Source organism: Sphingopyxis fribergensis, from assembly GCF_000803645.1.
Taxonomy (GTDB): Bacteria; Pseudomonadota; Alphaproteobacteria; order Sphingomonadales; family Sphingomonadaceae; genus Sphingopyxis; species Sphingopyxis fribergensis.
In genome coordinates this window covers 645,290-671,630 of record NZ_CP009122.1, presented here as the reverse complement: position 1 = coordinate 671,630, position 26,341 = coordinate 645,290, and the positions used below count along the sequence as shown (strand labels likewise).

The window sequence follows — 26,341 nt, the reverse complement described above, 5'->3', positions numbered from 1 at the left end:
CGACGCCCCTACGCCGATTCCCTTAAGGAAACAACCGCCAAAAGGACGAAAAACAGGCTTTTTTTGCTAATAGTTCGCAATAACTATAAACTGTGCGAGCGCTCGTCCTGCTGTCCTATGGACGACTGCAAAGCGCAAACAGGATATGACGCTTCCGCAACGCTGACACCGGATTGTCCGTCAGGATAGATGGATATTTGGCGGGGTTGCCCTATCCTGGTGGCTATATATCAGCACATTAGGGTATGTCGCATCGGACGGGATATCCCGGAGGGGCCGGTTAACTCTCCCTTATCGCAGTATTGTTAGGCGCGAGGTGTGACCCGGGCAATTATCAGTTTCGATACCGAATTGTCGGCCGGCCTCTACCAGCGCGGCGCCAACGCGCGCGCCAATTTCGAAAGCTCGATCCTCGGGCGCTGCCGCGACGGCGATTTCGGCATTATTTTCCAGATGGATATGCTGGAGCGCCACGGGCTGACCGGGACCTTCTTCGTCGATCCGATGCCCGCGCTGGTTTATGGCCCCGAAGTGATCGACGCGATCGTCCGGCCGGTCGTCGCCCGCGGACATGAGGTACAGGTCCATATCCACACCGAATGGCTCGCCTTTGCGCGCTTCAACCCCGTCGGGCGGCTCACCGGCCGCAATATCGGCGATTTCCCGCTTGGCGCGCAGAAGAAGCTGATCGCGCTTGCCCGCGACATTCTTGTCGGTGCCGGCGCGCCGAAGCCGACCGCCTTTCGTGCCGGCAATTTCGGCGCCAACGACGACACGCTACGCGCGCTGGCCGCCTTGGGCTTCCGCTTCGACAGCAGCTTCAACGGCGCGTATCAGGGCCATGGCTGCGACATCTCGCTCGACGCCGGCAATCTCGGCATGCGCACCCACCATGGCGTGGTCGAGGTACCCGTCAGCGGGCTGATGGACCGCGCGAGCCGCTTTCGCCCCGCGCAGCTATGCGCGATGTCCGAAGAGGAAATGCGCGACGCGCTCGATCACAGCGCGGCGAGCGGCGCGATCCAGTTTTCGGCGTTCAGCCACAGTTTCGAATTGCTGAGCCGCGACCGCGAGGTTCCGAATGGCCTGGCGATTTCGCGGATGGAAGCCTTGTGCCGCGCCGTCGCCGATGACACGCGGGTAACCAGCGGCGGCTTTGCCACCCTGCCCGGGCCGCCCGAGCGCCCGGCACGGATCGGCGTTGCCGCGCCGAAACCCTTGCGAACGCTGCGCCGCACGATCGAACAGGCCTATGGCCATCTGGCGCATGAGGTACGCTATGTCCGTGACCTGATTACCGTGACGGTCAACTCGTCGCGCTGGGGCAAGATTTTAGGTGGCGTCTTCCTGGCCGTGGCCTAGCGCCAGATAATCGTCCGACTGCATTTCGGCGAGACGGCTTGCCGTGCGCTCGAATTCGAACGCCCCGTCGCCTGCGATGTAAAGCTGGTCGGGCATCGCGGCCGCGCTCGCGAGCAGCTTGACCTTATATTCGTAAAGCGCGTCGATCAGCGTGACGAAGCGGGCAGCCTCGTTGCGGTTCTCGGGGCCCATGCGCGGGATACCGACGATGATGACGGCGTGAAAATACCGCGCGACGGCCAGATAATCGGCCGCACCGCGCGCCTCGCCGCACAAGCGCTTGAACGAAAAAACCGCGACGCCCTTTAGCGCCTTTGGCACGTGCAGCGTCCGCCCGCCTCCGACGTCGAGTTCGAGCGTCGGAACGTTCGCGCGATCCTCGGGCGGATAGTCGGTAAGGCGAAAGAAGGCGGCCGACAGCGCGGCGCTCGCGGCATCGTCGGCGGGCACGAACCAGCGCGCGCCGTCGCCCAGCCTATCACGACGATAGTCGGTCGGACCGTTGAGCCCCATCACGTCGAGCCGTTCCTCGACCAGCGCGATGAAGGGCAGGAAATGCTCGCGGTTGAGCCCGTCCTTGTAGAGATCCTTCGGCGGGCGATTCGACGTCGCGACCATCGTCACCCCGCGCTCGATCAGCGCGGTGAACAGGCGCGACAGGATCATCGCATCGGCGCTGTTGTTCACGACCATCTCGTCGAACGCAAGGCAGCGCGTGTTCTCGGCGAGCGCATCGGCGACGAGCGGGATCGGATCGCCGCTTTCGCTCTTCCGCACCTCGCGCATCCGGGCATGGACGTCGAGCATGAAGGCATGGAAATGGACGCGCCGCTTCCGCTGGATATTCAACTGATCGTAGAACAGGTCCATCAGCATCGACTTGCCGCGCCCGACCGCACCCCACAGATAGACGCCGCGCAGCGCCTCGGGCTTGCGCCCCGCGAGACGCCACAGCAGGCTGCCGCGCTTCGGCACCGCTTCAAGTTCGGCCTGCAACCGGTTCAGCCGCTCGGCCGCAGCACGCTGTTCGGGATCGGGGCGAAGTTCGCCCGCCGCGACGAGCGCGTCATAGGCCGCAAGAACACTGGTCACTTTTGGCTCGCCTTCCGGATCGTCCCGGCAAAGCTCAACACGATATGACTGTCGCCCTCCCCCTGCACGACCAGCCCGCGCAGGAAGATCAGCCGCCCCGTCTCGCGCACCAGTTCGACCATAGCGTCAAGCGGCTCGCCGACGCGGCCGGCGCCGACAAATTGCGTCGACAGGTCGAGCGTGACCGAATGCCCCGCGTTGAGCGAGCCAAACTGGTGCGACGCGGCAAACAGCGCGATGTCGACGAGCGCCAGCGTCACCGCGCCATGGACATTATCGCCGAGGTTGCTGTGCTTGCGTTCGGGCAGCATCCGCACCCTTGCGCGCGGTCGACCATCTGATGTCGGCGCCTCGACACGCACCGCCAGCGGTTCGATGAAGCTGTTGAACCGCGTCGCGTCCTTGAGGTCCCAGCTGATCCAGCCGCCGTCCAGTTCCTCGGCGCTGAAATATTCGCGGCGCTTCGGCTCCTCGATCCCGTCGTTCACACGTGCCGCTCGGCTTCCAGTTTCTTGATCTCGGCAATCGCGCGCGCCGGGCTGAGGCCCTTGGGGCAGGCGTTGGCGCAGTTCATGATCGTGTGGCAGCGATAGAGGCGGAACGGATCCTCAAGCTCGTCGAGCCGCTCGCCGGTCATTTCGTCGCGGCTGTCGGCGAGCCAGCGATAGGCCTGAAGCAGGATCGCGGGGCCGAGGAACTTGTCGCTGTTCCACCAATAGCTCGGGCAGCTGGTCGAGCAGCAAGCGCAGAGAATGCACTCATAGAGGCCGTCGAGCTTCTCGCGCTCCTCGGGCGATTGCAGCCGTTCCTTGCCGCTCGGCGTCGTCGTCTTGGTCTTCAGCCACGGTTCGATCGACGCATATTGCGCGTAGAAATGGGTGAAATCGGGGACGAGGTCCTTGATCACGTCCATCGACGGCAGCGGGGTGATCGTGATGTCGCCCTTCAGATCCTCGATCGCGGTCGTGCAGGCGAGGCCGTTCTTGCCGTTCATGTTCATCGAACAGCTGCCGCAAATGCCCTCGCGGCACGAGCGGCGGAAGGTCAGCGACGAATCCTGCTCGCTCTTCATCTTGATGAGCGCGTCGAGCACCATCGGGCCACATTTTTCGGTGTCGATCTCGAACGTATCGAAACGCGGATTCTGGCCGCTGTCGGGGTCGTAGCGATAGACTTTGAATTTCTTTACCGCCGCGGCGCCTTCGGCCTTGTGGACCTTGCCCGTCTTTTGCGGGCGGCTGTTCTTGGGCAGGACGAATTGGGCCATATCGCGGGGTTCCCTATACAATTGCGGGCTGCCTAGACCCGAATGGCAGAGTCGACAAGAGGGTGAAGAAAGTCAAAGCGCGAAAGCCGCTGGCGGCGCGGCGAACGAGTCGCTAGGTGCGGCAACGATGAGCGAAGACGTCGCCCAACCCGCCGTTACCAGCCGCAGCGTCGCGCGCGGGCTTGGCACCACCGTGCTGGCGCGTCTCGGCGCAGTGGTCGAGATTGTCGCGCAGCCGCTCTATGTGCTGATGTTCGGCCTTGCGGGCTATGGCCTCTATGCTGTGCTGTGGGCCGCGGTTAATCTGCTCGAAAATGTCTTTGACCTCGGTATGACGAGCGCGATGCAGCGCACCGTGCCGCAATCGGCGGGCAATGCCGAGGCTGCGGCGGCGCTGCGTACTGCGATGATTTTCGGCGTCGGACCATGCATCATCGTCGCGGCGATCATAGCCGCTTTTGCCGCCGACCTCGGGCCTCTGCTCAATGTCGCAGACCATGACCGCGAGCTCGTCACCCCCGCGATACGCATCTTCGTCTGGGCGCTGCCGCTATGGGCCTTTGTCGAGATCGCGACGTCGGCCTTGCGCGCGCGGATGGTGTTTGGTGCCGAAATCCGGCTGCGGATCGTGTGGGAACAGATGCTGCGACTGGTGTTCGCGGGGCTGTTTTTCGCCGGCGGACTTGGCCTCAAGGGCCTGTTCATCGCGCATCTCTGCTCGCTTGCAATCACCGCGGCGCTCAGCGTGCGTCTGCTCGCGCGCCACTATAGTTTTGCCGATTTGTGGGCCGGGCCTTGGGTCACCGAGACGACGCGCAACACCTTCTGGGCGGGACTTTCGATCCTGCCGTCGAACATCATCACGCGGCTGTTCGGCGACGCGCCCGCGCTCATCCTCAATATGCTGCTTCCCGGCGCGGCTGGCGCAGCGGCTGCCGGCCTGTTCACGATCGCGCGCAAGCTGTCGAGCGTCGTCCAGCTCGTGCGAATTGCGTTCACCTACGTGATGGCGCCGCTGGCCGCGAGCGCCGAACGCGAGGACCGGCGGCAGGTCGCCGACATTTATGCCTATGCGACGCGGCTGATCTCGGCGATCGCGCTGCCGCTTGCCGCCGTGCTGGCCGCAGGCAGCGCGTCGCTGCTCGGCCTGTTCGGGCATCAGGCGCAGGCGGCGCAGGCCGCGCTCGTCATCCTGCTGTTCGCGCGCGCCGCTGAAGCGGTGCTAGGTATTTCGGCGCCGGTGCTGCAGGTTGTCGCCGCCTTCCGCCAACAGCTCACCGCGAGCATCTTCGGCGTTGCCGTCGCGGTGGGTGCGGGGTGGCTGGTCGTGGGGCACCTCGATCCGCTGACCGGCGTGACGCTCGCGACAGCGATCGGGCTCGTCGTGATGGCCGCGATCCCGACACTTCAGCTCGCGATGATCGAGAAGCTGCATCCCTTCGATGCGCAATTTCCGGCGGTGGCCTTGCGCGGGATAGCGATCACTCTGGTGGCCGGCACCGCAGCCGTGTTCGCGGACCTGCTGCCCGACGCCGTATCGCTGCCCCTGCTCGGCTTGATCGCGGTTGCCGCGATCTGGCTTGCGCTACGCTTTGCGCTGCCGCTCGCTGATCGCATGTCGCTGGGCAAGACCGGCCGCAAGCTGCGGCTGTTCGAGCACGAAAACACATGACCGATACGCCGCCCCCCGTTCGCGTTGCGATTTACGATCTCGATCGTACCGTGCTGCGCACGCCGACCTTCACTTTATTCCTGCTGTGGGCGGCATGGCGCGCGGCGCCCTGGCGCCTGCTGCTACTCCCCGCGCTCGCGGCGTTGATGTTCGGTTATGCGCTGCGCCTTTACGGACGCGCCCGGTTCAAGCCCGCGGCAATCCGCTTGATGCTCGGTGACAGCATTTCCCCGGCGCGTGCCACAGCACTTGCTTCCGACTTCGCCGCGTGGCGTGTGCCGCGCGACGTGCCGCCGGGCGCCGCCGCGTGCATCGCGCGCGACCGCGCCGAGGGATATCGCCTGCTGATGGCCACAGCGGCGCCTGAATTTTATGCCGGTGCGATTGCCGAAGCACTGGAGTTCGACGCCATTGTCGCGACGCGCCACCGGCGCGACGCGGACGGAAACTGGCTGCCCCTGCTTGACGGAGAGAATTGCTACGGGACGGAAAAGGCGCGGCGCGTAACCAAGTGGCTCGATGAGAACGCGGCCGGCGGCGCGGCGCATATCCGCGCCTATTCGGATCACCCGAGCGACGCGCCTACCTTTGCGCTGGCGAATGAATCCTGGCTGATCGGGCGCAGCCGCCATCTGGCCCGCCTGGCCGCACACCACGGCTGGCAAACGCTCGACTTCGAGATCGTTACAGGGCCGAGCTGAATGCGCTCGATCCTTTTCCCAGTCCCCCGCCACTGGAGTCCCCCTTGCCGACCCCCATCGCCTTCCTTGCCATAGCCGAAGCGCAGCAGCTCTATCACTGGCTTCCGACGGCGCTTGAGCTGGCGGGTCGCGACGATGTCCGGGTTTCGATCTTGTCGCCGTCGCGCCAGATTCTCGATCTGGCGCTCAGTTATGATCCCCAGGAACGGTTCGAACCTATACTATTGCGCCGCCCGCCCTGCGGCCCCGACTCCTTGTTCCGCCAACCCTCGCGGCTCGCGACCTTGCTGCTCAACTATCCGGCGATCCGTCGATTTCCCGTGCTGGTTACGACCGAGATTTCCAGCGCGTGGCTCAAACACATCCCTGGCTTCTCGTCGCGCATTGTTGTGATCAAACATGGCGCGGGCGACCGCGAGGGCGGTTACCGCCGGCGCCACGCGCTGATCGACCTGACCCTCGTCGCGGGCGAAAAGGACCGGCGGCGCATGATCGAGCAAAAGCTGTCCGAGCCGGGCAATGTCGTCGTGGGCGGCTATGCCAAGTTCGAGATATGCGCCGAGCGGCAACGTTATTTCGACAATGAATGGCCGACGCTGTTCTACAATCCGCATTTCGACACGAAACTATCGTCATGGCCGGCGCATGGGCCCAATGTTCTGGCCGCGCTCGAGGCGCTGGAGGGATGGAACGTCATCATCGCACCGCACACGAAACTGGCGCAGCGCACGCCCCCGATCACGACCACCGCGCCACATATTCGCGTCGACATGGGAAGCCATCATTCGATCGACATGAGCTATACGATGAGTTCCGATATCTATCTGGGCGACGTGTCGAGCCAGGTTTACGAATTCCTGCTGCGTCCGCGTCCGTGCATCTTCCTCAATCTCAACCGGTGCGCATGGCGCGACGATCCGGCGTTTGCGCATTGGCACCTGGGCCAGGTGATCGAAGACATCGCCGACCTTCCCGCCGCGCTGGCACGGGCTGCGGACTTGCAACCGGGCTTTGTTGATGCTCAGGAAGCCGCCATGACCGATTCCATCGACCAGTTCCCGATCCCGGCCTCGACGCGGCAGGCCGACATCATCCTCGATTTCGCGCGGGCAGCGCGATGAGCGCGCCCATCCGCCTTCTCGGCGACAACGCCACCCCGATTTGGGGCATGACCAACGCCGAGCGTTGCCGCCGGATGGCGGAAAAGGACGGCAAGCCGCTCGCGCCGGGACACGAGCTGGTCTTCAACCTCGCCTATGTCTTCGACCCGATGTTGCTGCGCTGGGTGATCGAGCAGCCGGGCACGGTTTTCGCCTGGGGCCGCGCGCCGGTGATCGGACAGGTACCGGCCGGCAGCGACCCGATGGCGGCGACGGTCATCGACCTTTCGGACGGGCGCAAGCTCTACAACCGCCAGCTTCGCAAACTCGAACAGCCCTTCGTCAGGGAACTGACGCCCGAGACACGGCGCGAGATCGAGCGGAAGAGCTATTTCGGCGCCTATAAGGGCGTCACCGATGCGCTGACCAAATATCTGTGGCCCGAACTGGCGCTGTGGCTGACACGCGGCGCGGCGAGTATCGGCATGACGCCCAATATGGTGACGGCGATCGGCGCGGCGCTGTGCATCTATGCCACTTATCTATTCGCCTATGGGCATTATTGGGAAGGCATGCTCGCGGGCTTCATCTTCATGGTGCTCGACACCGTCGATGGAAAGCTTGCGCGCTGCACGATCACCTCGTCGAAATGGGGTAATGTCGCCGACCATGGCGTCGATCTGGTCCACCCGCCCTTCTGGTGGTATTTCTGGGGTGTCGGGCTCGGCAGCTGGGGTCTCGCGCTGTCGAACCAGACCTTCCTGCTGGTAATGATCGCGGTCGTCGCGGGCTATGTGGTCCAGCGCGTGATCGAAGGATTGTTCATCAAGGACTTCGGCATGGACATCCATGTGTGGCAAAAGTTCGACAGCGATTTCCGCCTCGTTACGGCACGCCGCAATCCGAACATCGCGATCCTCTTTTTTGCTACGCTCGCTGGGCGCCCCGACATCGGGTTGATCGCGCTCGCTTGGTGGACGGTCATCTCGCTCGTCGTCCACGCGGTGCGGCTGGTGCAGGCCTATGCGGTGAAGAGGTCGGGCCGCCCAATAGTCAGTTGGATGGAAGAAGCATGAACGAGACGATCGTAAAATTCGGCTATCCGGCGACATTGATCGCCGAATATGAACATTGGGTCGTGCTGCTCCGCCCCGCGCAGCCGACGCTTGGCGCGCTGGTGCTGGCGGCGAAATCCCAAGCGACGGCATTCGGCGACCTGCCCGCCGAAGCGCATGCCGAACTCAAGGTCGCGACCGCTGCGGCCGAGGCCGCGCTGACGCAGGCCGTCGGCTATGCCAAGATCAACTATCTGATGCTGATGATGGTCGACCCGCACGTCCATTTCCACGTCCTGCCGCGTTATGACGGCGAACGGTCGGGCGCGGGTATTGCAATTCCCGATGCAGGCTGGCCGGGCCAGCCCGATCTCGCGCAAGCCATCAAGCCGGACGACGCACAGATCGCCGCGCTCACCGGCTGGCTCAAACCCTATTTCGCGTAGCGGCCTTCTTCGGCCCATTTCGCGGTGAGCGCGTCGGCGGCTTCGACATCCTGCGGGAAGTCGACTTCCTGCCATTCGAGCCCCTCGATCGACACGGTGCCGACCCGGTTACCCTTGGCGATGATGTCGATTGCGCGCAGATACCAGCGTTCGACCCCGTCGGGGGTGCGCATCATCTGGTCGACCTGGTTGCGAAAGATCGACGGGCCATCGCCGACGAAGGCGAGCATGCCGATCGATTCGGCATTGGTGTCGGGGGGCAGCAGCCGCTTGCCAATGTGATGCAGGCGGCCCTCGGCGTCGCGGTTCACTTTCATATCGTCATCGTCATAGTCGGGCTTGACGTCGACGGTCACGTTGATCGGCTCGTTCGCGCCGGCGATCAGCTTCGCAACGATTTCATCCGAGATGATCGTGTCGCCATTGAGAATGATAAAGTCGCGGTCCATCTCTTCGCGCGCGATCCAGCAGGTGCCGAGATTGTCGGCGACCTGGAAGAAGGGATTGAACAGCGTGCGGATTCGCGCGCCGGTGTCGCGATAAAGTTGCAGCGCATGATCCTCGACACGTTCGGTGCGAAATCCGGTGACGACGACGATGTCCTTGATCCCGTTCGCGACCAGCGCCGCAACCTGCCAGCTGATGAGGCTGCGGCCATTGAATTCGATCAGGCATTTGGGAATGTCGCGGGTCAGCGGCAGCAGGCGCGAGCCCTGCCCGGCCGACAGGATGATGGCTTTGTCGATGGTCATAGCGGCTGCCCTATAGCCGCTTCACGCCGCGCGGCAAATATCGCTTCGATCAGCTCGATATCGGCAGGTTTGTCGGCATCGATGCACGCCTCGGGTTCGGACATCGGAACGACCTTCGCCTTCAGGCCAAACCGCAGGCCGGCGCGCGCGACGCCCTGCCGGATCGTGAAGAGGCGGAGCAACGCGCCGATCAGCAGCCACGGGCCGAAAGCCGCGACGATCTTGAGCCCCTTTTTGCGGTCGCGTTCGATGCGCCCCCAGAAATCTAGCAACGGCAGCACGCGGCGCCCGCGGAGCCGGAACATGTTCGCTCCCGACCACCAGCCGCCACGGAATTTCAGCCACGTGCGTTTGGACTCGGGATAGCGCGCAAGCAGCACGTCGCGCTCGACCATCGCGACCGCGACATCGCTATCCTCGGCACCGGCCAGAAATTCCGCGACCATCGTCGGCATGAGCAGCACATTGTCCGCGGTGGTGACGAGCAGCGGGTCGTCGCCCGGCGGCAACGCCGCGGCGAGCGAGCTGCTGATTCCCTGCCCCGAATCCACGAAATGCAGACCGGCCAGGCCCGCAAGCCCCGGCTCGGCCGCCAACTCGGCGCTGTTCTGCGCGAGGATCGTGATCGGACCAATCAGCGGTGAACCGCGAAGGGCACGCACCACATGGACGAGCATCGCGTGCCCGCCGATCGGCAGCAACGCCTTAGTTGAAACACTGGTCCCAGTCAGCAGCGGATCGGGGCCGGGCCGGCTGCCCGCAAGGACGATAGCGGGAATGGAGCTACTCACTGCGCCGCCTCGACGGGCGCGACGCGGCGCGCGGTGACGCCGCGCAGGAAATCGGTCGCTTCGTCGAGCACCGGCCCTCGGCTGCGAAACGGCGCGGCGAGCGCCATCACAATGCCCGTATGCCCCATGCCGGGGTAGATGCGGAGCGTCGCGGTCCCGCCGGCCTTCTCGATCGCCGCGGCGAGGTTCTGGCTGTTGCGCGGGCGCACCGTATCATCCCCGTCGCCGGTCGCAAGCCACAGCGGCGCCGCATCGCCGCGCGCGAAGTGGATCGGCTGCGTCTTCTCGATCGGCCGCACCTTGCCCATCGCCTTGTCCCCGCGCCCACCCTTTTCGAGCGGGAGGAAGTCATAGGGGCCGGCGAGCCCCGCGACGCCGCGGATGATGGCCGGATCGCTCTTTGCCGCGCGCAGCCATTGCGGGTTGAGCGCGAGCATCGCGGCATTATAGGCGCCCGCCGAATGGCCCATCAGCGCGATCCGGTCAGGATCGCCGCCCAGCTTGGCGATATGCTCGTGCGTCCACGCGACGGCCGCCGCGCTATCCTCGATAAAGTCGGGCCAATGCGCCTTGGGAACCAGCCGATAGTCGGGAATTACGACGGCGAAGCCTTGCCGCGCCAGTGCGCGTCCCGCAAAGCCGTAGCTGCCCCGCTCGCCGCTGTCCCAGCCGCCGCCATAGAAAAACACGATCACGGGCAGCTGGTCGCCGTCCTTGGCATTGCTTGGCACCCATATATCGAGCGACTGGCGCGGACCGTTGCCATAGGGCTGATCGGCCAGCAGCAATCGCGCGCCGTCGCCCTGCCCGAGCAGTTTATCGGCCATGTTCAGCGATTTCGCGCCGCCCGCGACGATCATCTTGGCGCCGCCACCGAACAGCAGCACGAGCAGCAGCACCACGAAAAGCAATTTGATCAACCGTCGTCCTCTGGAAACCGGCCCCGCCATGTTTCGCGCCCTACAGGGCGGCGGTGCGACGAACAAGACGGCGGCGCGATATTGGCCGCCACCTTTTCCCCGTTCGCGCGTAGGATAGGGCAATGGCCAGCAGCTTCTCCCGCCCCGCCCTCATCTGCAACCTGCGCAGCGGCAGTTCCGACGAGGCGCTCGTCGGCCGTCTGAGCGAAATATGCGATGCGGCAGGCGCGCCGCTCGTCCGCACGATCCTCCTTCCCGACGGCGAGCTGCCGTCGGCGGATATACTGGCGGGCGAAGGCGTCGACTTGCTGCTGGTCCTCAGCGGCGACGGCACACTCAACGCCGCGGCGGCCAAGCTTGAAACATGGAACGGTGCGATGCTCCCGCTTCCGGGCGGGACGCTCAACCTGTTTCACAAGACACTGCACGGCGATGCCAACCCGGAGGATATTTTGCACGACGCGCTCGCAGGCAGGGCTCGCGCAGTCAATCCGCCAACGATCCTCTCCGACGCAGGACGTGCGTATATCGGCGTCATCGCCGGGCCGACGACGGCATGGGCCGAGGTTCGGGAGCAATTTCGCTCGCTCAGCCTCAGCGGCCTTGCCGAAACGATCCCCGGCGCGATCGACGCGACGCTGTATGGCGACGGCGTGCGCATTCGTGGTTCGGACCAGTCGTTCCAGGCAATCAACCTGACGCCGAAGCCCGATCGTATCCTTGCCGAGGGATTGATCACCGACAGCGCGGGGTCGATCCTGAGCCATGGGATTGCGTGGCTCGGCGGCGATTTTCGCGAAGGGCCGAGCGTCGACCTGTCCGAACGCCGGGCGGTCGTCATCGAAAGCAAAGCGTCGATAGGCCTGCTCCTCGACGGCGAACCCGCCGAATTGCCGTCGGGCGCTACCTACCGCCTCGAACGCAGCCCGCTCGCATTCCTCGCCACCGCATGACCCACCTTTTCCATATCAGCGATTTGCACTTCGGGCTTGAGGACCGCGCCGCGCTTTGCTGGCTCGAGGGCTGCGTGCGACGCGAGCAGCCCGACGCCGTGCTGGTGACCGGCGACCTGACCATGCGTGCGCGAAGACGCGAGTTTGCCGCGGCGTGCGACTGGATCCGCGCGCTCGACGTGCCGGTGACGGTCGAAGTCGGCAACCACGACCTGCCCTATTTCAACCCACTCGAGCGCTTCTTCTATCCCTATCGCCGGATCCGTGGGATCGAACGGCTTGTCGAGCGCGAACTCGAAATTGCAGGGGTCGCGGTCGTCCCGCTCAAGACCACCACGCGCGCCCAATGGCGGCTCGACTGGTCGAAAGGCTGGGTCACCGAAAAGGCGCTCGCAAAGACGCTCGCCGCGATCGACGCGCTTCCGGCTGGAACCGTCACGCTCGTAACCGCGCATCATCCGCTGGTCGAGGCCGGAACGCGCGGTCGCGCGCTGACCCGCGGCGGTGAACGTGCGCTCGGCGAACTCGCAGCGCGCAGCGTCGCGGCGGTGCTGACCGGCCATGTCCACGACGCCTTCGATCTGGTCAAGAAAACCCCAGCCGGTTCGATCCGCATGATCGGCGCGGGAACGCTGTCGCAGCGTATCCGCTCGACTCCGCCGAGTTTCAATGAACTATGGATCAAGGATGGCGACATCGCGGTGCGCGTTCGCAACGTCGAGGCGGTCCCGACCCCCGACATGCAGATTGCCGACGTGCCGCCCGACGCGCTGCCGCCGCGCAAGCCCGGCGAACCCGTTGCGCCAATCGACGCCGTGCCGCCGGTCGACCCGCCAGTGCATTGACGCCGCGCCGCATCCCGTTACGTTGCAAGAAAAAACGGGATGAGAAATGATGCTGACAAAGGGCGACGATTTCCCGCTGCACCAGAGCGCCGAGCCGATTGCGTTCGCGGGCACCGACCGCAATTTTTATGACCGCTATTTCTTCAACGGCTATTCGCCCGATGGATCGGTCTTTTTTGCCGCGGCGATGGGTTTCTATCCGCAGCTCGGTATTGTCGATGCGGCCTTTTGCGTGCTCTTCGATGGCGTGCAGCATAACCTTCGCGCGAGCCGCCGCTCGGCGGGCGAACGGCTCGACCTGTCGGTGGGCCCGATCGCGATCACCGTCGACGTACCTCTCGAACGGTTGACGCTGCGCATCGCCGCTAACGACGGCCCGCTCGCCGGCGAGCTTCATTTCACCGCGCGCCATTTTCCCATCGAGGAGCCGCGCTTCACGCGCCGCAACGGCACCCGCCTGTTTATGGACTATACGCGCATGACCCAGAACGGCCATTGGTCGGGCTGGCTTTCGGTCGATGGGCAGCGCATCGATGTCGGCGCCGGTTGGGCGGGCACGCGCGACCGCAGCTGGGGCATTCGCCCCGTCGGCGCTGCCGAGCCGCAACCGCCGCCGCAGGGCAATTTCCACCAATTCTTCTGGCTGTGGACGCCATGCAATTTCGAGGATCGCTCGCTTTTCTTTCACAGCAATGACGATGGCGAAGGCCATGCGTGGAATCGCCGCGCCGTGCTGGTCGGCGGGGATGGGAGCGAACGGCATTTCGCCGACCCCGCTTTCGTCGCTGCATGGCAGCCGGGAACACGCCGCCTGTCGAAACTGGCTGCGGACTTCGACCAGAGCACGCGCCTGGCGCTGACACCCAGCGGGCCGGTGTTTGCGATGAGCGGGCTGGGCTATACCCACCCCGTCTGGGGCCACGGATTCGACCATGGCGAACTCGAAGTTGCGCACGACCGCCTGTCCGAAGCCGATCGGCAATGGGGCAACCCGCTCGCGATGCACGTCCAGGCGGTCGTCCGTGCCGAACTCGTCGACGGCGACCGTCACGACATTGGTGTCGGCGTCCTCGAACAATTGTTCGTCGGGCCGCACGGGCCCACGGGACTTTTGGGACTGATGGACCCCGCGGCATGACCTTTCCGACCTCCCCCGGGTCGATGGCGCCCGAATGGCTAGGCGCCGTGCTGGGACGGCCCGGACAGCTCAAGGGTTTCGCATCGGCGAAGGTTGGCACCGGCCAGATGTGCGACAGTTATCGGCTCACGCTCGACTGGGCGGACGGCGCCGACGCACCGCCGAGCGTGATCGCCAAATGCCCGAGCCACGACGAGGCCAGCCGTAACATCGCCAAGCTGACCGGCACCTATGTCAAGGAAGTCAGCTGGTATCGCGAACTGGCGGCGGACAGCGGCGTTGCGGCCCCGGTGTGCCACTTCGCCGACATTGCGGCGGACGACGTCGATTTCATCCTGATCCTGTCCGACCTCGCGCCCGCGCGACAGGGCGACCAACTCGCCGGGCTGAGCCTCGCGGCGCTTGTTCCGTGCATCAAGGCAGCGGCGCAGCTCCACGCGCATCTGTGGAACGACGCGCGACTTACCGACCTGGCCTGGCTGTCGCGCGACAATGGCGATCTGGTCCGCGCGCTGTTCCCGCAGCTCTATGCCGGCTTTCGCGAACGCTATGCAGCGCGGCTGGCGCCCGATGTGCTCGACCTGGGCGCCGGGCTCGTGGACCGGCTCGATGCCTATCTGGCGCGCGAGCCCGCGGCACGCACGATCGTTCATGGCGACCTGCGCATCGACAACATCCTCTTTGCCCCCGACGGCGAGGCCTGCTGGCTCGTCGACTGGCAGACGCTGGGGCGCGGCAGTGGCGCCGCCGACCTCGCCTATCTGGTCGGCACCAGCATCGCCGACCCATTCGAACGCGCCGCCGCCGACCGGCCGGCGTTCGATCACTGGATCGAGGCATTGAGCGCGGCGGGCATCGCGGCCGACGCCGAGTCGCTATGGACCGACTATCGCGTCGGCGCACTCAGCGGCTATTTCATGGCCGTCTTCGCGTCGATGAGCGTCGAACGCACCGCGCGCGGCGACGAGATGTTCGCGGTGATGGCCGAACGCCCGGCGCAACAAGCGCTCGCGCTGGGCAGCCTGGAGTTGCTTTAGCAACGACCGCTAACGATCAATAGCTGCCATTCCGCGTCATTAAAACTTCGTCATTCCCGCGAAGGCGGGAACCCAGAGCGTGCGTCGGCTGACCCCTCCCTGGGTTCCCGCCTTCGCGGGAATGACGAATGTTGGGGACGTCCGCTCACCACCCCCATGCCGTCATTCGGCTCCGATGCGGACGAAATGACCGGAAACGACCGATTGCGGACGTTTAGCATTCACTGGATACTAACCCCGAAAGAGCATCAGCTATGAATGCACTTTCGATACGATGAAATCATCGCCCAGATTTCAGAACGACCCACCTGGTGGTTCAACGGCGTGCCTCGCTACGGTGCGTTCGATCCAGCTATCGTCGGATCGTTCGAAATTGCGTTGGTCCATACCGAATGCCGGGAATGTCGAACTCGTTATGACGTTGCGATTGGCCCACAACCCCCATCCTTCGCCAGCCTTCGGGATGTAATCTCTTTTGAAAACCGCCTAAATATCGGTGACCCGCCATTTGCCTGCGCCGAAATGGGCGCGCGCTGTAGCGGGGGCTATTGCATGACATCACTCGAAATTCGCGTGCTTGAGTTTTGGACGAAAGATGGACGAATCTCGAACGCGTGGCGCCGCGATGCCAATTGGGAGCGTCCCCTCATCCACGCGAATTGGGATTCCGACGCTCCAGATGACGAAGGTGTTTGGGGCCGCATTCTGGATTCAGATCGGATTGAGGAATGGTCGCAAGCGCGTCGCGACGGCGACTTTCCCACTATGGTTGCGATCCTCAAAGAGGTTGATTGCGAGCGCCCCTCGGAGGTGGCGCACATGGTTGACGTTGAGCGCCGCTATCAACTTTTGCGGGCGGAAATCTCCGCGATGAGGAGCGATCGCTTCGACGAAAATTGAGAGTCTGCTCTCCACCCCATAGCAGACATCACGAGACGTTCCTTCAAAGGAAAAGGGCGGCCCGTTGCCGGACCGCCCTTCCCTTGTCCGTCCGTCGACGGAAAACCGATTAGCGCTTCGAGAACTGGAAGCTGCGGCGGGCCTTGGCCTTGCCGTACTTCTTACGCTCGACCGCGCGGCTGTCGCGGGTCAGGAAGCCGGCGGTCTTCACAACGCCGCGCAGCGCGGGTTCGAAGCGGGTCAGCGCCTGCGCGATGCCGTGCAGCACGGCGCCCGCCTGGCCCGAGAGGCCACCGCCCTTGACGGTTGCGATCACGTCATACTGGCCAACGCGTTCGGTCAGACCGAAGGGCTGGTTGATGACGAGACGCAGCGTCGGACGTGCGAAATAAACTTCCTGGTCGCGGCCGTTGACGGTGATCTTGCCTGTGCCGGGCTTGACCCACACGCGAGCAACGGCGTCCTTGCGACGGCCGGTCGCATAGGCGCGGCCCTGCTTGTCGACGATCTTTTCACGCAGCGGCGTGGTCGAGACCGGAGCGGCGACGGTGCCTTCGACGGCGCCGGCGAGATCCTTGAGATCGGTCATGGTCTGTTCGTCAGCCATTATGCACCCACCTTGTTCTTGCGGTTCATCGACGCGACGTCGATCACTTCGGGGCTCTGCCCTTCATGCGGATGTTCGGTGCCGGCGAAGATGCGCAGGTTGCGCATCTGCTGGCGGCCGAGCGGGCCGCGCGGGATCATGCGTTCGACGGCCTTTTCGAGCACGCGCTCGGGGAAACGGCCTTCGAGGATCTTCGCGGGGCTGGTTTCCTTGATGCCGCCGGCATAACCGGTGTGCTTGTAGTAACGCTTGTCGGCCAGCTTCTTGCCGGTGAACGCCACCTTCTCCGCATTGATAACGATGACATTGTCACCGCAATCGACGTGCGGAGTGAACGACGGCTTGTGCTTGCCGCGCAGGATGTTGGCGATGATCGATGCAACGCGGCCCACAACAAGGCCCTCGGCGTCGATCAGCACCCATTTCTTTTCGACCGTGCTGGCGTTCGCCGAAACGGTCGTCTTGGTCAGCGCCTTCATCATGGCGACCTCCTTGACAGATAGGGACTAGGACGAGCAGCCATGCCGCCGCCCGGAAACAAACCGCGCCGCCTGATCCTGGAAGGGACGCAGCGGCGCTTCGGAGCGGGCCAATGGCGCTTAGCGCGCCGAAAGTCAAGCAGATCGCGGCTTTGCCGACAGGTATTATGATACCGTCAACCTTCGGGAGTGAACTCCAGCGCGCGAACCCGCTCTTCGACGAGCGTTCGTCCATCGCCTTCCGCGTCGATGATCCAGCTCTGCCGCTGCTCGCGCATGACCAGCCCGGTAGAGGTGTCCACGGTCCATAGATTGTCGATTTCCAGTGGCTTGGCGGTGCCGGCGACAGGCGCGGAATCGCGTTCGACCTTGGCGATCGTCTGCAACGCGCCGTCGTGCATCATCGATACGCTGGCGCCGTCGGCCAGCGTCGAAACGGGAATGGCGCCATTGGCGGGCGCAACCAGCGCCCGGATATCGGCGCTCGCCAGCCGGTCGCGCTCGCCCGCGGGCAGCGCGGCAACCAGCTGCGCCAATTGCCTCGCCTCGGGCCGTCCCGATTCGGCGCTTACCGCCTCGATCCGCGCCGTCACCCGCGCCCACAGGCGGTCCGGATCAACCAAGTCGACACGGCTACCGTCGGGCGCGACAAGATAGGCCGTCGGTTCGCCGACCAGCGGCTCGAGCATCAACGACAGCGCACGGGTCACTTCGGGGCGGGCATCGGAATCGATCCGCTGCATCACCGCCTCGAGCCGATAGCCGCGTCCGACGCGCTGCCATTGCAGCGCATAGGTCAGCGAGAAGTTGATCAGCGCGCCCTCGCGGCCGATGCGGCGCGTCGTCACGCGATAGGTCATGGGCTGGCCGACGGGGGGAGCGAATTGGAAATGCGCCGCCGCCGCAGCGAGACCTTCGCCCGGGACGGAGGACGGCAGGGGCTGGGCCGCCAGCAGCAAAAGCGCGCCGCCGAGGCTGCCGGCCGGGATCATGCCGAGCGGCGGCCCAATTGGTGAAGCGCCGCCGCGGCGACCGCAACGAGGATCGCACCGGTAACCTGATGCCACACCGCAATCCACATCGAAACGCCCGACACGACGGTCCAGATGCCGAGCAGCATCTGCGCTGCAACGACAGCTACGAGCAGCCGCGCCTCGCCGCGCGCGCCCTGTCGCGACAAGCCACGCGCGAGCAGAAGCAGCGCGAGCGCCGCAACCCACGACCACCAGCGATGGAGGAAATGGATCAGGAAGGGATCGTTGGTCAGCGCGAGCCACGCACCGCCCGCCCAATCGATGCCCTCGGGCACGAAATGATCGTTCATGAGCGGCCAAGTGCTCGCGACATAGCCGGCATTGAGCCCCGCGACCCATGCGCCGAGCAACAGCTGGACAAAAAGGATCGCGATGACGCCCGCGGCCGGCCCGGTCAGTCGCGCTGGCCGCGACGAGGGATCGCGCGCCAGCGTATCGAGGTCCCGCGCCGTCCACACCAGCCCCGCGAGCAGGAACAGCGCGGTCAGCAAATGGGTGGCCAAGCGAAAATGGCTGACGTCGGTGCGATATTCGAGGCCCGAGGCGACCATCCACCAGCCGATCGCGCCCTGCAGCCCGACGAGCGCGGCAAGCGCAAGCAGACGCGGACCATAGCCCGCCGGGATCGCGCGGCGCCAGGCGTACCAGGCAAGCGGCACGAGCAGCGCCATGCCGACGAGTCGGCCGAGAATGCGGTGCAGCCACTCCCAGAAAAAGATCGCCTTGAACCCCGCGAGCGTCATGCCGAGGTTGATTTCCCGATATTCCGGGATCTGCTTGTACTTCTCGAACTCCGCGATCCACCCGGCCTCGCTCAGCGGCGGCAGCACGCCCGAAACCGGGCGCCATTCGGTGATCGAAAGTCCAGATTCGGTCAGGCGGGTGATCCCGCCGACGCCGACCACGATGATGACCAATAGTGCGACCGCCCACAGCCAGCGCGCAAGCGCCGCGGGGCGGGGTTGGCGGGCGGCAGGCGCCGGCAAGACAGAGGCGTGCGTCATTGCCCGCCCTATCGGCGCTTGCCGGGCGATAGGCAAGAGGTCCGAAACCGCGCGCCGGGGGAAATTCATGGCCGCGACAGGCGCGGCTTGATAGGGGATGGCGATGCTTCGCAACGCCCGATCGATCGTCGCCATCCTGTCGCTGTCGATGGCTGCCCCCGCGCTCGCCCAGCAATCTCCCTATGCCGCGCTGGCGGCAACCGAGGCCCGCGTCGCGACGATCGGCTTTCGCCTGACGACCGCCAACGCCGCTTGGTGTCCCGCGCGCCAGCCGCAGTTCGGATGGATCTGGGGGGACCCGCGGCTTTATGACAAGGCGCAGCGGCCTGCGGCGCTTGCGGCTTATCGAGCGGTCGAACGGGACGCAGCCTTTGTCGCGGCGGTCGCGGCGGGCTCTCCCGCTGATCGGGCAGGTTTACATGTGGGCGACGGTGTCGCTTGGGTCGACATGGCTCCGGTCGCGAATGGTATCGGCGACCACCCCTTCGCACGCATCACCGCGCTCGAACAAATGCTGGCCGCTCGGCCGACCAACACAGCGATTTGGTTTGGCCTCACCGACGGGCGCGCCGTTCCACTGACCCCCATGACCGGCTGCGCCAGCGATTTTCGCGTCGAGGCCAATGAAAGGGCGGGCGCGGTCGCCGACGGCCGGATGGTGCTCGTCAACCAGGGCCTTGCCGAATTCGCGGCGGACGACGAGGAACTGGCTGCGGCGATCGCGCACGAACTGGCGCATAATATTCTGCGCCACCGCGCCCGGCTCGACGCCGCGGGGATCGATCGCGGGCTCGGCAAACAATTTGGCCGCAACGCCCGCCTGTTCAAACAGACCGAGGTCGAGGCCGACCGGCTGTCGGTGTGGCTGCTCGCCGGCGCGGGCTATGATCCCGCTGCCGCCGCGCGTTTTTGGGAGCGCTTCGGTCGGCGCAAGGGACGCCCCCTGCTCCAGGCGAGCACGCATCCGAACTGGCGCGACCGTGTGGCATCACTGCAAGCCGAAGCGGCGACCATTGCAGCGGCGCGTGCGGCTGGCCAGCCGCTGCATCCGCCGCTGATCGACGCGCCGCCGCCCTTGGAATAGGCTGGCGCGCGTCCTATTTTGGGGACAATCCATTCTCCCCAACAAGGATCGATACCGATGACCCAAGAGACCGCCATTTTTGCCGGAGGCTGCTTCTGGTGCACCGAAGCCGTGTTTCAGTCGCTCGAGGGCGTCGAGGGCGTCGAAAGCGGTTATATTGGCGGCGCGGTCGCCAACCCGACCTATAAGCAGGTCTGCGGCGGCGACACCGGCCATGCCGAGGCGATCCGCATCACCTTCGACCCCGCGGTGATCAGCTATGACGACCTGCTCGACGTCCATTTCGCGACGCACGATCCGACGACGCTCAACCGCCAGGGCAACGACATCGGCACCCAATATCGCAGCGCGCTCTTCCCGCTCGACGCCGCGCAGGCCGATGCCGCGCGCGCGGGGATCGCCCGCGCCGCGGCCGATTGGCCCGCGCCGATCGTCACGACTATCGAGAGCGCCTCGGACTGGTATCCCGCCGAAGATTATCATCAGGCCTATTGGGAGGGCGAAGGCCAGCGCAATCCCTATTGCATGGCGGTGATCCCGCCTAAACTGGCTAAACTGCACAAAGGATTCAGTGACCGTTTGCGTAGCGCATAGAATCGCGATGGGTCATGCGGCCGCTGTTGCAATATGGACGCATGACGTCACTTTTCATTGACTTTCCAATTGTTTTGACTAGCGGACGCGCCTTCGCTGGGGCAACATGCCCCTGAAACGCAGTTGGGGGCGCTGCTTAGGTGCTGGCATCATTGTTTCTCATCGGCGCGTTGGTCACGACGCCCCAGATGTCGGTTCAAGCCGCAAACCAGACCGCCGTCGAGGATGGTTCGGGCGGGATGGCGCGCGCGGTCAACCGGATGGTGGGCGGCATCGTCAGCTATGCGCGCTGGCCCACCGGATCGGCCGCGACCGCCCGGACGATGTGCGTCGTCGGCGCACCGCGGTTGACCGATCGCATGGCGCCCGACGTTCCGGGCCCCGGCTCGGTAACGGTCCGCCGGGTGACCACAGCCACCGTTACCCCCGAATGCGACATCCTCTTCCTTGGCCGAATGCCGGTCGCCGATCGGCGCCAGCTCATCGCGTGGGTACGCGGGCGTCCGATCCTGACGATCACCGACGATGATGCCGCCTGCATCTATGGCGCGATGTTCTGCCTCAGCAACAAAGCGGCGAGCATCAGCTTTTCGGTCAACATCGACGCGATCGGGCGCGGTCCGTTGCGTATCGATCCGCGGGTCCTGCGCATCGGCGGCGGCGAAGGGGGGGCGTCATGACCGGCCAGTCCCCCACCCCGCCGGTCGAACGGATCGGCGCGCGCACGACGCTGCAAAAGCTGCTGTCGCGCTTTCACTTCGGCATTACGCTGTTCGCGGTTGCGCTTTCGGGCTTGACCATCCTGCTTGCCGGAGTCACCGCGCTGCGGGGTTATGCCGACCGCAATATGGAACTGGCGGCGCAACTCGGCGCTTATGGCGTCGAACCCGCGCTAGTGTTCAACGATCCGCAGGCGGTGCGCGAAGGGCTCGAGCCGCTGACCCGCATCCCCGGCATTGCGCGGTTGCGCGTGCTCAACGATGTCGGCCGCCCGGTCACCGAATGGACCTCGCCCGCCGCCGATCCGGCACCGACCCTGACCCGCATCTTCTTTCCCCGCCCCTTCGCGGTCACGGTGCAGCGCAACGGGTCGGCGATCGGTACGATCGAGGTGTGGGGCGATAGCTCGACGTTGATCGATTATGTCCGGTTGGGCTTGCTCGCCGGTCTTGCCTGCCTGCTCATCACGGCTTTCGGCACCATCTTCCTCGCGCGGCGGTTCGAATATGAACTGGTCAAGCCATTGAACGAAATTGCGACAGTCGCCCACGACGTGCGTCTGCACCGCCGGTTCGACAAGCGCGTCCAGCCGCTCGGCATCGCCGAACTCGACCGGCTGGGCGGCGATATCAACGCGCTGCTCGACGAGCTGCAGGGCTGGCAGGGCCATATGGAGAGCGAACGCGCCTTGCTCGCGCACCGCGCATCGCACGACACGCTGACCGCACTGCCCAACCGCGACGCCTTTGACGAACAGCTCGCGCTGCGCATCGAGGCGGCCTCGGCACGCGGAAACCGCTTTGCGCTGCTGTTCATCGACGCCGACAATTTCAAGGCGGCCAACGACAATTTCGGCCACGCCGCAGGGGACGCCGTGCTCGTCGCGCTGTCAGCGCGGATCCAGGACGCGCTGCGCAAAGGCGATTTTGCCGCACGCATCGGCGGCGATGAATTCATCGTGATCGTCGAGCTCGACGAAGAGGTGCATCCTGAAGGACTAGCGAGCCGGATCCGCACCAGCGTCGCCGAACCTATCCTGCTGCCCGGCGGCGAAACCTATCGCGCCGCGGTCAGCGTCGGCGTCGCGACCTTCCCCGACAATGGCAGCGACGCGACCGCGCTGCTGACCGCCGCCGATGCCGCCATGTACGCCGACAAATTGACCAACCGTTCCAGATGATGACCAGCGGAGAGACGCCGTGACGCTTAATTTCCCCCGATCGCTCCAGACCCTGTTTATGATCGCCTTCGCCGCGCTGCTCGCTGCCTGTCAAAGCGTGCCGCCGACGACCGGCTTCACGCCCGCCCAGATTGCGGCGCTGAAGACCGAGGGGTTTGTCGAGACAGGTGCCGGCTGGGAGCTGACCTTCAACGAGCGGCTGCTCTTTGCCTCGAACGACGCGACGGTCGATCCCGATCTGCGCGTGCGCATCGCGGGGCTCGCGCGCAACCTCACGTCGGTGGGCATCACCACCGCGCGCGTCGAGGGGCACAGCGATTCCACCGGCGCATCGGCTTATAATCTCGCGCTCTCGCAAGCGCGCGCGCAGGCCGTCGCCATTCCGCTCCAGGCCGGTGGGATGCGCCTTTCGCCGGACCAGATTGTCGGCCGCGGCGAAGCGGTGCCGATGTCGAGCAACGACTCCGTCGAAGGCCGCCAGGACAATCGGCGGGTGGTCGTGATCGTCACCCCGCAGTAACTCGGTCGAAGACGGCTACCTCGCGCTTTTCTTAAACGACGTTCGCGGCTAAGCCCTGGCCCATGAAACCGATCCGTAAAGCCGTGTTCCCCGTCGCCGGTCTCGGCACCCGTTTCCTGCCCGCCACCAAGGCGATCCCCAAGGAGATGCTGCCTGTCGTCGACCGACCGCTGATCCAATATGCGGTCGACGAGGCGCGCGAGGCGGGGATCGAGCAGATGATCTTTGTCACCGGCCGCGGCAAGAGCGCGATCGAGGATCATTTCGACGTCGCCTTCGAACTCGAAAAGACGATGTCCGAACGCGGCAAGGATTTGTCGGTTTTGGGTCCAACGCGGCTCGGCCCCGGCGCCTGCGCCTATGTCCGCCAGCAGGAGCCGCTCGGCCTCGGCCATGCGATCTGGTGCGCGCGCGACATCGTCGGCGACGAGCCTTTCGCGATCTTCCTTCCCGACGAATTCATGCATGGATCGCCGGGCTGCATGAAGCAGATGGTCGATGCCTATCACAAGGTCGGCGGCAATTTGATCTCGGTGCTCGAAGTGCCGCACGAGCAAGTGTCGAGCTATGGCGTGATCGCACCCGGCGCGCGCGATGGCGCGCTGACCGAAGTGACCGGGCTTGTCGAAAAGCCGCCAGTCACCGACGCGCCATCGAACCTGATCATTTCGGGCCGTTATATCCTGCAACCCGAAGTGATGCGCGTACTCGAAGGACAGGAAAAGGGCGCGGGCGGTGAAATCCAGCTGACCGACGCGATGGCGGCGATGATCGGCAACCAGCCGTTCCACGCGGTCACCTTCGACGGCGCGCGTTACGACTGCGGATCGAAGGCCGGGTATATCCAGGCGAACATCGCGGTGGCGCTCGAACGGCCCGACATCGCGGACGAGGTTCGCGCCTTTGCGATCGATCTGCTGAAATAGGAACGGCGGAGGCTTTGTCCCCCGCCGCCCGGCAATTATTCGCCTTCGATATTCGGTTTCGGAAAGCTGTCGGCCCCGAGCGTCTTGTATAGCAGGCCGCCGATTGCTCCGCCGATCAACGGCGCAACCCAGAACAGCCACAATTGCTGCAGCGCGATGCCGCCGACAACGAGCGCGGGGCCGGTGCTGCGTGCCGGATTGACCGAGGTGTTGGTCACCGGGATCGAGATGAGGTGGATGAGTGTCAGCGCGAGGCCGATCGCGATCGGCGCGAAGCCCGCGGGCGCGCGCCCGTCGGTCGACCCCATGATGATCCAGAGGAAGAAGGCGGTCAGCAATATCTCGATGATGAAGGCCGACCAGATGTCATAATGCCCGGGCGAACCCGCATCGAAACCATTGGCCGCGAGCCCGTTGGTCGCAAGATCATAAGCGGGATTGCCACTCGCGACGTAGAAGAGCAGGAACGCCGCGACGATCGCGCCGAGCACCTGCGCGACAACATAAAGCGGAATTTCGCGCGCATCGAAACGTCCGCCTGCCCATAGCCCGACGGTGACCGCGGGATTGAGGTGACAGCCCGAAATATGGCCGATCGCATAGGCCATGGTGACGACCGTCAAACCGAACGCGAGCGAAACGCCGAGCAATCCGATGCCGACCTCGGGGAACGCCGCGGCAAGCACCGCGCTGCCGCAACCGCCAAACACAAGCCAGAACGTGCCGATAAATTCGGCAAGACCCTTTTGGATATTCGTCATGATGACCCTCCTCCCCGCCGGCGGCCTCTGACGCCCCCGGCGCGAACGTCATCCTATCAGTGCTGCGCCATCGGGCAACCCCTTGCGCCAGCGGGGCAAAATCATGCGACGGCAACCGTTTCGACGAAATGGCGCGCGCGCTGATGCAGCGACAGCGCCGCCTCGGTCAGGCCAGCGGACAATTGACCTAACGCCTGCGCTCCATCGCCGACGGCGGTAGCGCCATGCCCGATCTCGCGTACGCGCACGTCGATTTCGCGGCCCGCGGACACCGCCTGCTCGACATAGCTCGCGATCATCAGCGTCGTCGCGCTCTGCCCATCGACCGCGCGATCGATCGCGTCGGAGAAGCCGTTGTTCGCATCGATCGCCTTTTCGACCTCGACAAAGCCCGCCGCGACCTGTTCGACGATGTCGCGGATCCGGTCTACATATTGGGTGATGTCGCCCGCCGCCGAGCGCGTCTGGCTGGCGAGCGTCTTGACCTCCGACGCGACGACGGCAAAGCCACGGCCGGCATCGCCGGCGCGTGCAGCCTCGATCCCCGCATTGAGCGCAAGCATGTTGGTGCGGCTCGCCATGTCGATGATCAGCGCGAGCATCTGTTCGATCGACTGGCTCGCGGCCTTCAACGCAATCGAGCGTTCGCTCGCCTGTTTCACCTTTCGATGCGCGTCGCCGCGCACGACGCGGGCGCGCGAACCATCGTCGACGATCTTCGCCATCGTCGCGGCGAGAGCATGGCCGCGGTCGCCCAACTCGTGCAGCCCAGCGAGCGTTTGCGCCGTGGCGCCCGCGACCGTCACCGCGTCGCGGCCGGTCTGCCGCGCGCGTTCGGACAAAGTGCCCGCGACCATCTCGACCTTGCGCGCCATGTCGGACAGCGTGGCCGTGAGCGTCGTGATCTCCTGCTGGAACCGCCGTCCGGCATCGTCGATGTGCGTCGTCCGCGCCGCGCGTTCCTGCGCCAGCTCGACCTCGCGCAGCATCGCCAGCTTGGCGAGTTGGCCGCTGTCGAGCGTTTCCACGAAGCGCCCCGCGCGGACGAGGATCAGCTCCTGCTGCCCCGGCGACTGCGCCGCGATATGGAGCAAATCGGTGGTCGAGCGCGCGACGTCGGCGATCGGACAAGGTTCGATCATCGACGCGATCGAGCCGCCGATCGTCGGATTCTGCATCAGCGAAAACCAGAAGGGACAGAAGAGCAATTCGCGCACCCGCTGTTCGCGGATGATCCCCACCGGCCGGTTCTCGCCATCGACGACCGCGAGCGCGCGGAGCTGCGGATTGCCGCGAAACAGGTCGATGACTTCGGACATATGCGCGTCGGCGCCGATCGCGGACGCGTGGCCCGTCGACGGCGTAAAGGCATATCCCATGGCGTTCATCACTCTCTCTTCA

Annotated in this window: 29 protein-coding genes; 17 read left to right on the top strand and 12 right to left on the bottom strand. The window is 65.0% G+C overall.

The features are described 5' to 3' along the window. Positions 1-318: 318 nt before the first annotated feature. On the top strand, positions 319-1,362 hold the full coding sequence (locus tag SKP52_RS03230; RefSeq protein WP_039571701.1) for a polysaccharide deacetylase family protein: 1,044 nt from the start codon (positions 319-321) through the stop codon (positions 1,360-1,362). Here SKP52_RS03230 and zapE read toward each other — a convergent pair. The 3 genes from zapE to SKP52_RS03215 are packed head-to-tail and all read right to left on the bottom strand — an operon-like array spanning position 1,333 to position 3,721. Next, positions 1,333-2,454 carry a cell division protein ZapE gene (gene zapE, locus SKP52_RS03225; RefSeq protein WP_039571698.1) on the bottom strand — a complete coding sequence of 374 codons (1,122 nt, stop codon included), beginning with the start codon at positions 2,452-2,454 and terminating at the stop codon, positions 1,333-1,335. The genes SKP52_RS03230 and zapE overlap by 30 nt on opposite strands. After that, entirely contained in the window at positions 2,451-2,942 is a 492-nt protein-coding gene (locus SKP52_RS03220) for a PaaI family thioesterase (RefSeq protein ID WP_167702727.1), read from the bottom strand. The genes zapE and SKP52_RS03220 overlap by 4 nt, the downstream gene beginning before the upstream one ends. After that, positions 2,939-3,721 carry a succinate dehydrogenase iron-sulfur subunit gene (locus tag SKP52_RS03215; RefSeq protein ID WP_039571695.1) on the bottom strand — a complete coding sequence of 261 codons (783 nt, stop codon included), beginning with the start codon at positions 3,719-3,721 and terminating at the stop codon, positions 2,939-2,941. The genes SKP52_RS03220 and SKP52_RS03215 overlap by 4 nt, the downstream gene beginning before the upstream one ends. A 127-nt stretch (positions 3,722-3,848) precedes the next feature. Here SKP52_RS03215 and SKP52_RS03210 point away from each other — a divergent pair, with 127 nt between their 5' ends. Genes SKP52_RS03210 through SKP52_RS03190 form a run of 5 tightly spaced genes read left to right on the top strand, consistent with a single transcriptional unit; the run spans position 3,849 to position 8,695 of the window. Beyond that, a complete protein-coding gene (locus SKP52_RS03210) occupies positions 3,849-5,393 on the top strand; it encodes a lipopolysaccharide biosynthesis protein (protein WP_039571692.1) in 1,545 nt (514 codons plus the stop codon). Further along, positions 5,390-6,094: an HAD-IB family phosphatase gene (locus tag SKP52_RS03205; RefSeq protein WP_039571690.1), complete on the top strand. Its 705-nt coding sequence runs from the start codon at positions 5,390-5,392 to the stop codon at positions 6,092-6,094. The genes SKP52_RS03210 and SKP52_RS03205 overlap by 4 nt, the downstream gene beginning before the upstream one ends. Positions 6,095-6,138: 44 nt before the next feature. Beyond that, positions 6,139-7,215, top strand: a complete 1,077-nt coding sequence (locus SKP52_RS03200) for a glycosyl transferase (RefSeq protein ID WP_039571688.1) — start codon at positions 6,139-6,141, stop codon at positions 7,213-7,215. Next, positions 7,212-8,270, top strand: a complete 1,059-nt coding sequence (locus SKP52_RS03195) for a CDP-alcohol phosphatidyltransferase family protein (RefSeq protein WP_039571685.1) — start codon at positions 7,212-7,214, stop codon at positions 8,268-8,270. Before SKP52_RS03200 ends, SKP52_RS03195 begins: the two co-directional genes overlap by 4 nt. Further along, on the top strand, positions 8,267-8,695 hold the full coding sequence (locus tag SKP52_RS03190; protein ID WP_039571683.1) for an HIT family protein: 429 nt from the start codon (positions 8,267-8,269) through the stop codon (positions 8,693-8,695). The genes SKP52_RS03195 and SKP52_RS03190 overlap by 4 nt, the downstream gene beginning before the upstream one ends. Here SKP52_RS03190 and SKP52_RS03185 read toward each other — a convergent pair. From SKP52_RS03185 to SKP52_RS03175, 3 genes are read right to left on the bottom strand one after another with little or no spacing between them, the layout of a single operon-like run. Next, positions 8,683-9,447, bottom strand: a complete 765-nt coding sequence (locus tag SKP52_RS03185) for a phosphocholine cytidylyltransferase family protein (RefSeq protein WP_039571680.1) — start codon at positions 9,445-9,447, stop codon at positions 8,683-8,685. The two genes, SKP52_RS03190 and SKP52_RS03185, sit on opposite strands and share 13 nt — an antisense overlap. After that, positions 9,444-10,238 carry a nucleotidyltransferase family protein gene (locus tag SKP52_RS03180; protein ID WP_039571677.1) on the bottom strand — a complete coding sequence of 265 codons (795 nt, stop codon included), beginning with the start codon at positions 10,236-10,238 and terminating at the stop codon, positions 9,444-9,446. The genes SKP52_RS03185 and SKP52_RS03180 overlap by 4 nt, the downstream gene beginning before the upstream one ends. Further along, positions 10,235-11,158, bottom strand: coding sequence for an alpha/beta hydrolase (locus tag SKP52_RS03175; RefSeq protein ID WP_039571673.1), 924 nt, complete (start codon positions 11,156-11,158; stop codon positions 10,235-10,237). Before SKP52_RS03175 ends, SKP52_RS03180 begins: the two co-directional genes overlap by 4 nt. 122 nt (positions 11,159-11,280) lie before the next feature. Between SKP52_RS03175 and SKP52_RS03170 the strand changes: the two genes are divergently transcribed. From SKP52_RS03170 to SKP52_RS25935, 5 genes are all read left to right on the top strand, one after another. Continuing rightward, positions 11,281-12,111 (top strand): diacylglycerol/lipid kinase family protein, encoded by an 831-nt coding sequence (locus tag SKP52_RS03170; protein ID WP_039571670.1) that lies wholly within the window; start codon positions 11,281-11,283, stop codon positions 12,109-12,111. Beyond that, positions 12,108-12,956 (top strand): metallophosphoesterase family protein, encoded by an 849-nt coding sequence (locus tag SKP52_RS03165; protein ID WP_039571667.1) that lies wholly within the window; start codon positions 12,108-12,110, stop codon positions 12,954-12,956. The genes SKP52_RS03170 and SKP52_RS03165 overlap by 4 nt, the downstream gene beginning before the upstream one ends. A gap of 46 nt (positions 12,957-13,002) precedes the next feature. Beyond that, entirely contained in the window at positions 13,003-14,094 is a 1,092-nt protein-coding gene (locus tag SKP52_RS03160) for a hypothetical protein (RefSeq protein ID WP_039571665.1), read from the top strand. After that, positions 14,091-15,131, top strand: coding sequence for a phosphotransferase (locus SKP52_RS03155; protein ID WP_039571663.1), 1,041 nt, complete (start codon positions 14,091-14,093; stop codon positions 15,129-15,131). Before SKP52_RS03160 ends, SKP52_RS03155 begins: the two co-directional genes overlap by 4 nt. A 258-nt stretch (positions 15,132-15,389) precedes the next feature. Continuing rightward, positions 15,390-16,031, top strand: coding sequence for a hypothetical protein (locus SKP52_RS25935; protein ID WP_148309019.1), 642 nt, complete (start codon positions 15,390-15,392; stop codon positions 16,029-16,031). A 109-nt stretch (positions 16,032-16,140) separates the two neighbouring features. On the opposite strand, the gene rpsI is transcribed toward SKP52_RS25935, so the two are convergent. The 4 genes from rpsI to SKP52_RS03130 all read right to left on the bottom strand — a co-directional run bounded on the left by rpsI (position 16,141) and on the right by SKP52_RS03130 (position 19,155). After that, entirely contained in the window at positions 16,141-16,638 is a 498-nt protein-coding gene (gene rpsI / locus SKP52_RS03145) for a 30S ribosomal protein S9 (RefSeq protein ID WP_037517835.1), read from the bottom strand. After that, on the bottom strand, positions 16,638-17,117 hold the full coding sequence (rplM, locus tag SKP52_RS03140; protein ID WP_039579559.1) for a 50S ribosomal protein L13: 480 nt from the start codon (positions 17,115-17,117) through the stop codon (positions 16,638-16,640). Before rplM ends, rpsI begins: the two co-directional genes overlap by 1 nt. A 176-nt stretch (positions 17,118-17,293) precedes the next feature. After that, positions 17,294-18,109 carry a hypothetical protein gene (locus tag SKP52_RS03135; protein ID WP_039571652.1) on the bottom strand — a complete coding sequence of 272 codons (816 nt, stop codon included), beginning with the start codon at positions 18,107-18,109 and terminating at the stop codon, positions 17,294-17,296. Beyond that, the gene (locus tag SKP52_RS03130; RefSeq protein WP_039571649.1) at positions 18,106-19,155 is read right to left on the bottom strand and encodes a COX15/CtaA family protein; all 1,050 of its coding nucleotides are present in this window, start codon (positions 19,153-19,155) and stop codon (positions 18,106-18,108) included. The genes SKP52_RS03135 and SKP52_RS03130 overlap by 4 nt, the downstream gene beginning before the upstream one ends. A 103-nt stretch (positions 19,156-19,258) precedes the next feature. Between SKP52_RS03130 and SKP52_RS03125 the strand changes: the two genes are divergently transcribed. From SKP52_RS03125 to galU, 6 genes are all read left to right on the top strand, one after another. Next, positions 19,259-20,239: a M48 family metallopeptidase gene (locus SKP52_RS03125; protein WP_039579555.1), complete on the top strand. Its 981-nt coding sequence runs from the start codon at positions 19,259-19,261 to the stop codon at positions 20,237-20,239. 57 nt (positions 20,240-20,296) lie between these two features. Next, entirely contained in the window at positions 20,297-20,833 is a 537-nt protein-coding gene (msrA, locus tag SKP52_RS03120; RefSeq protein ID WP_039571646.1) for a peptide-methionine (S)-S-oxide reductase MsrA, read from the top strand. Positions 20,834-20,973: 140 nt separating this feature from the next. Beyond that, positions 20,974-21,513 carry a YfiR family protein gene (locus SKP52_RS03115; RefSeq protein WP_039571643.1) on the top strand — a complete coding sequence of 180 codons (540 nt, stop codon included), beginning with the start codon at positions 20,974-20,976 and terminating at the stop codon, positions 21,511-21,513. Beyond that, positions 21,510-22,733: a diguanylate cyclase gene (locus SKP52_RS03110; protein ID WP_052207760.1), complete on the top strand. Its 1,224-nt coding sequence runs from the start codon at positions 21,510-21,512 to the stop codon at positions 22,731-22,733. The genes SKP52_RS03115 and SKP52_RS03110 overlap by 4 nt, the downstream gene beginning before the upstream one ends. A 19-nt stretch (positions 22,734-22,752) precedes the next feature. After that, entirely contained in the window at positions 22,753-23,253 is a 501-nt protein-coding gene (locus SKP52_RS03105; RefSeq protein WP_052207759.1) for an OmpA family protein, read from the top strand. A 62-nt stretch (positions 23,254-23,315) separates the two neighbouring features. Further along, the gene (gene galU / locus SKP52_RS03100; RefSeq protein WP_039571636.1) at positions 23,316-24,179 is read left to right on the top strand and encodes a UTP--glucose-1-phosphate uridylyltransferase GalU; all 864 of its coding nucleotides are present in this window, start codon (positions 23,316-23,318) and stop codon (positions 24,177-24,179) included. A 35-nt stretch (positions 24,180-24,214) separates the two neighbouring features. Here galU and aqpZ read toward each other — a convergent pair whose 3' ends face one another. Together aqpZ and SKP52_RS03090 are read right to left on the bottom strand one after the other, a co-directional pair. Then, positions 24,215-24,940 carry an aquaporin Z gene (aqpZ, locus tag SKP52_RS03095; RefSeq protein WP_039571634.1) on the bottom strand — a complete coding sequence of 242 codons (726 nt, stop codon included), beginning with the start codon at positions 24,938-24,940 and terminating at the stop codon, positions 24,215-24,217. Between the two features lie 101 nt (positions 24,941-25,041). Beyond that, the gene (locus SKP52_RS03090; protein WP_228383804.1) at positions 25,042-26,328 is read right to left on the bottom strand and encodes a methyl-accepting chemotaxis protein; all 1,287 of its coding nucleotides are present in this window, start codon (positions 26,326-26,328) and stop codon (positions 25,042-25,044) included. Between the last annotated feature and the right edge of the window lie 13 nt (positions 26,329-26,341).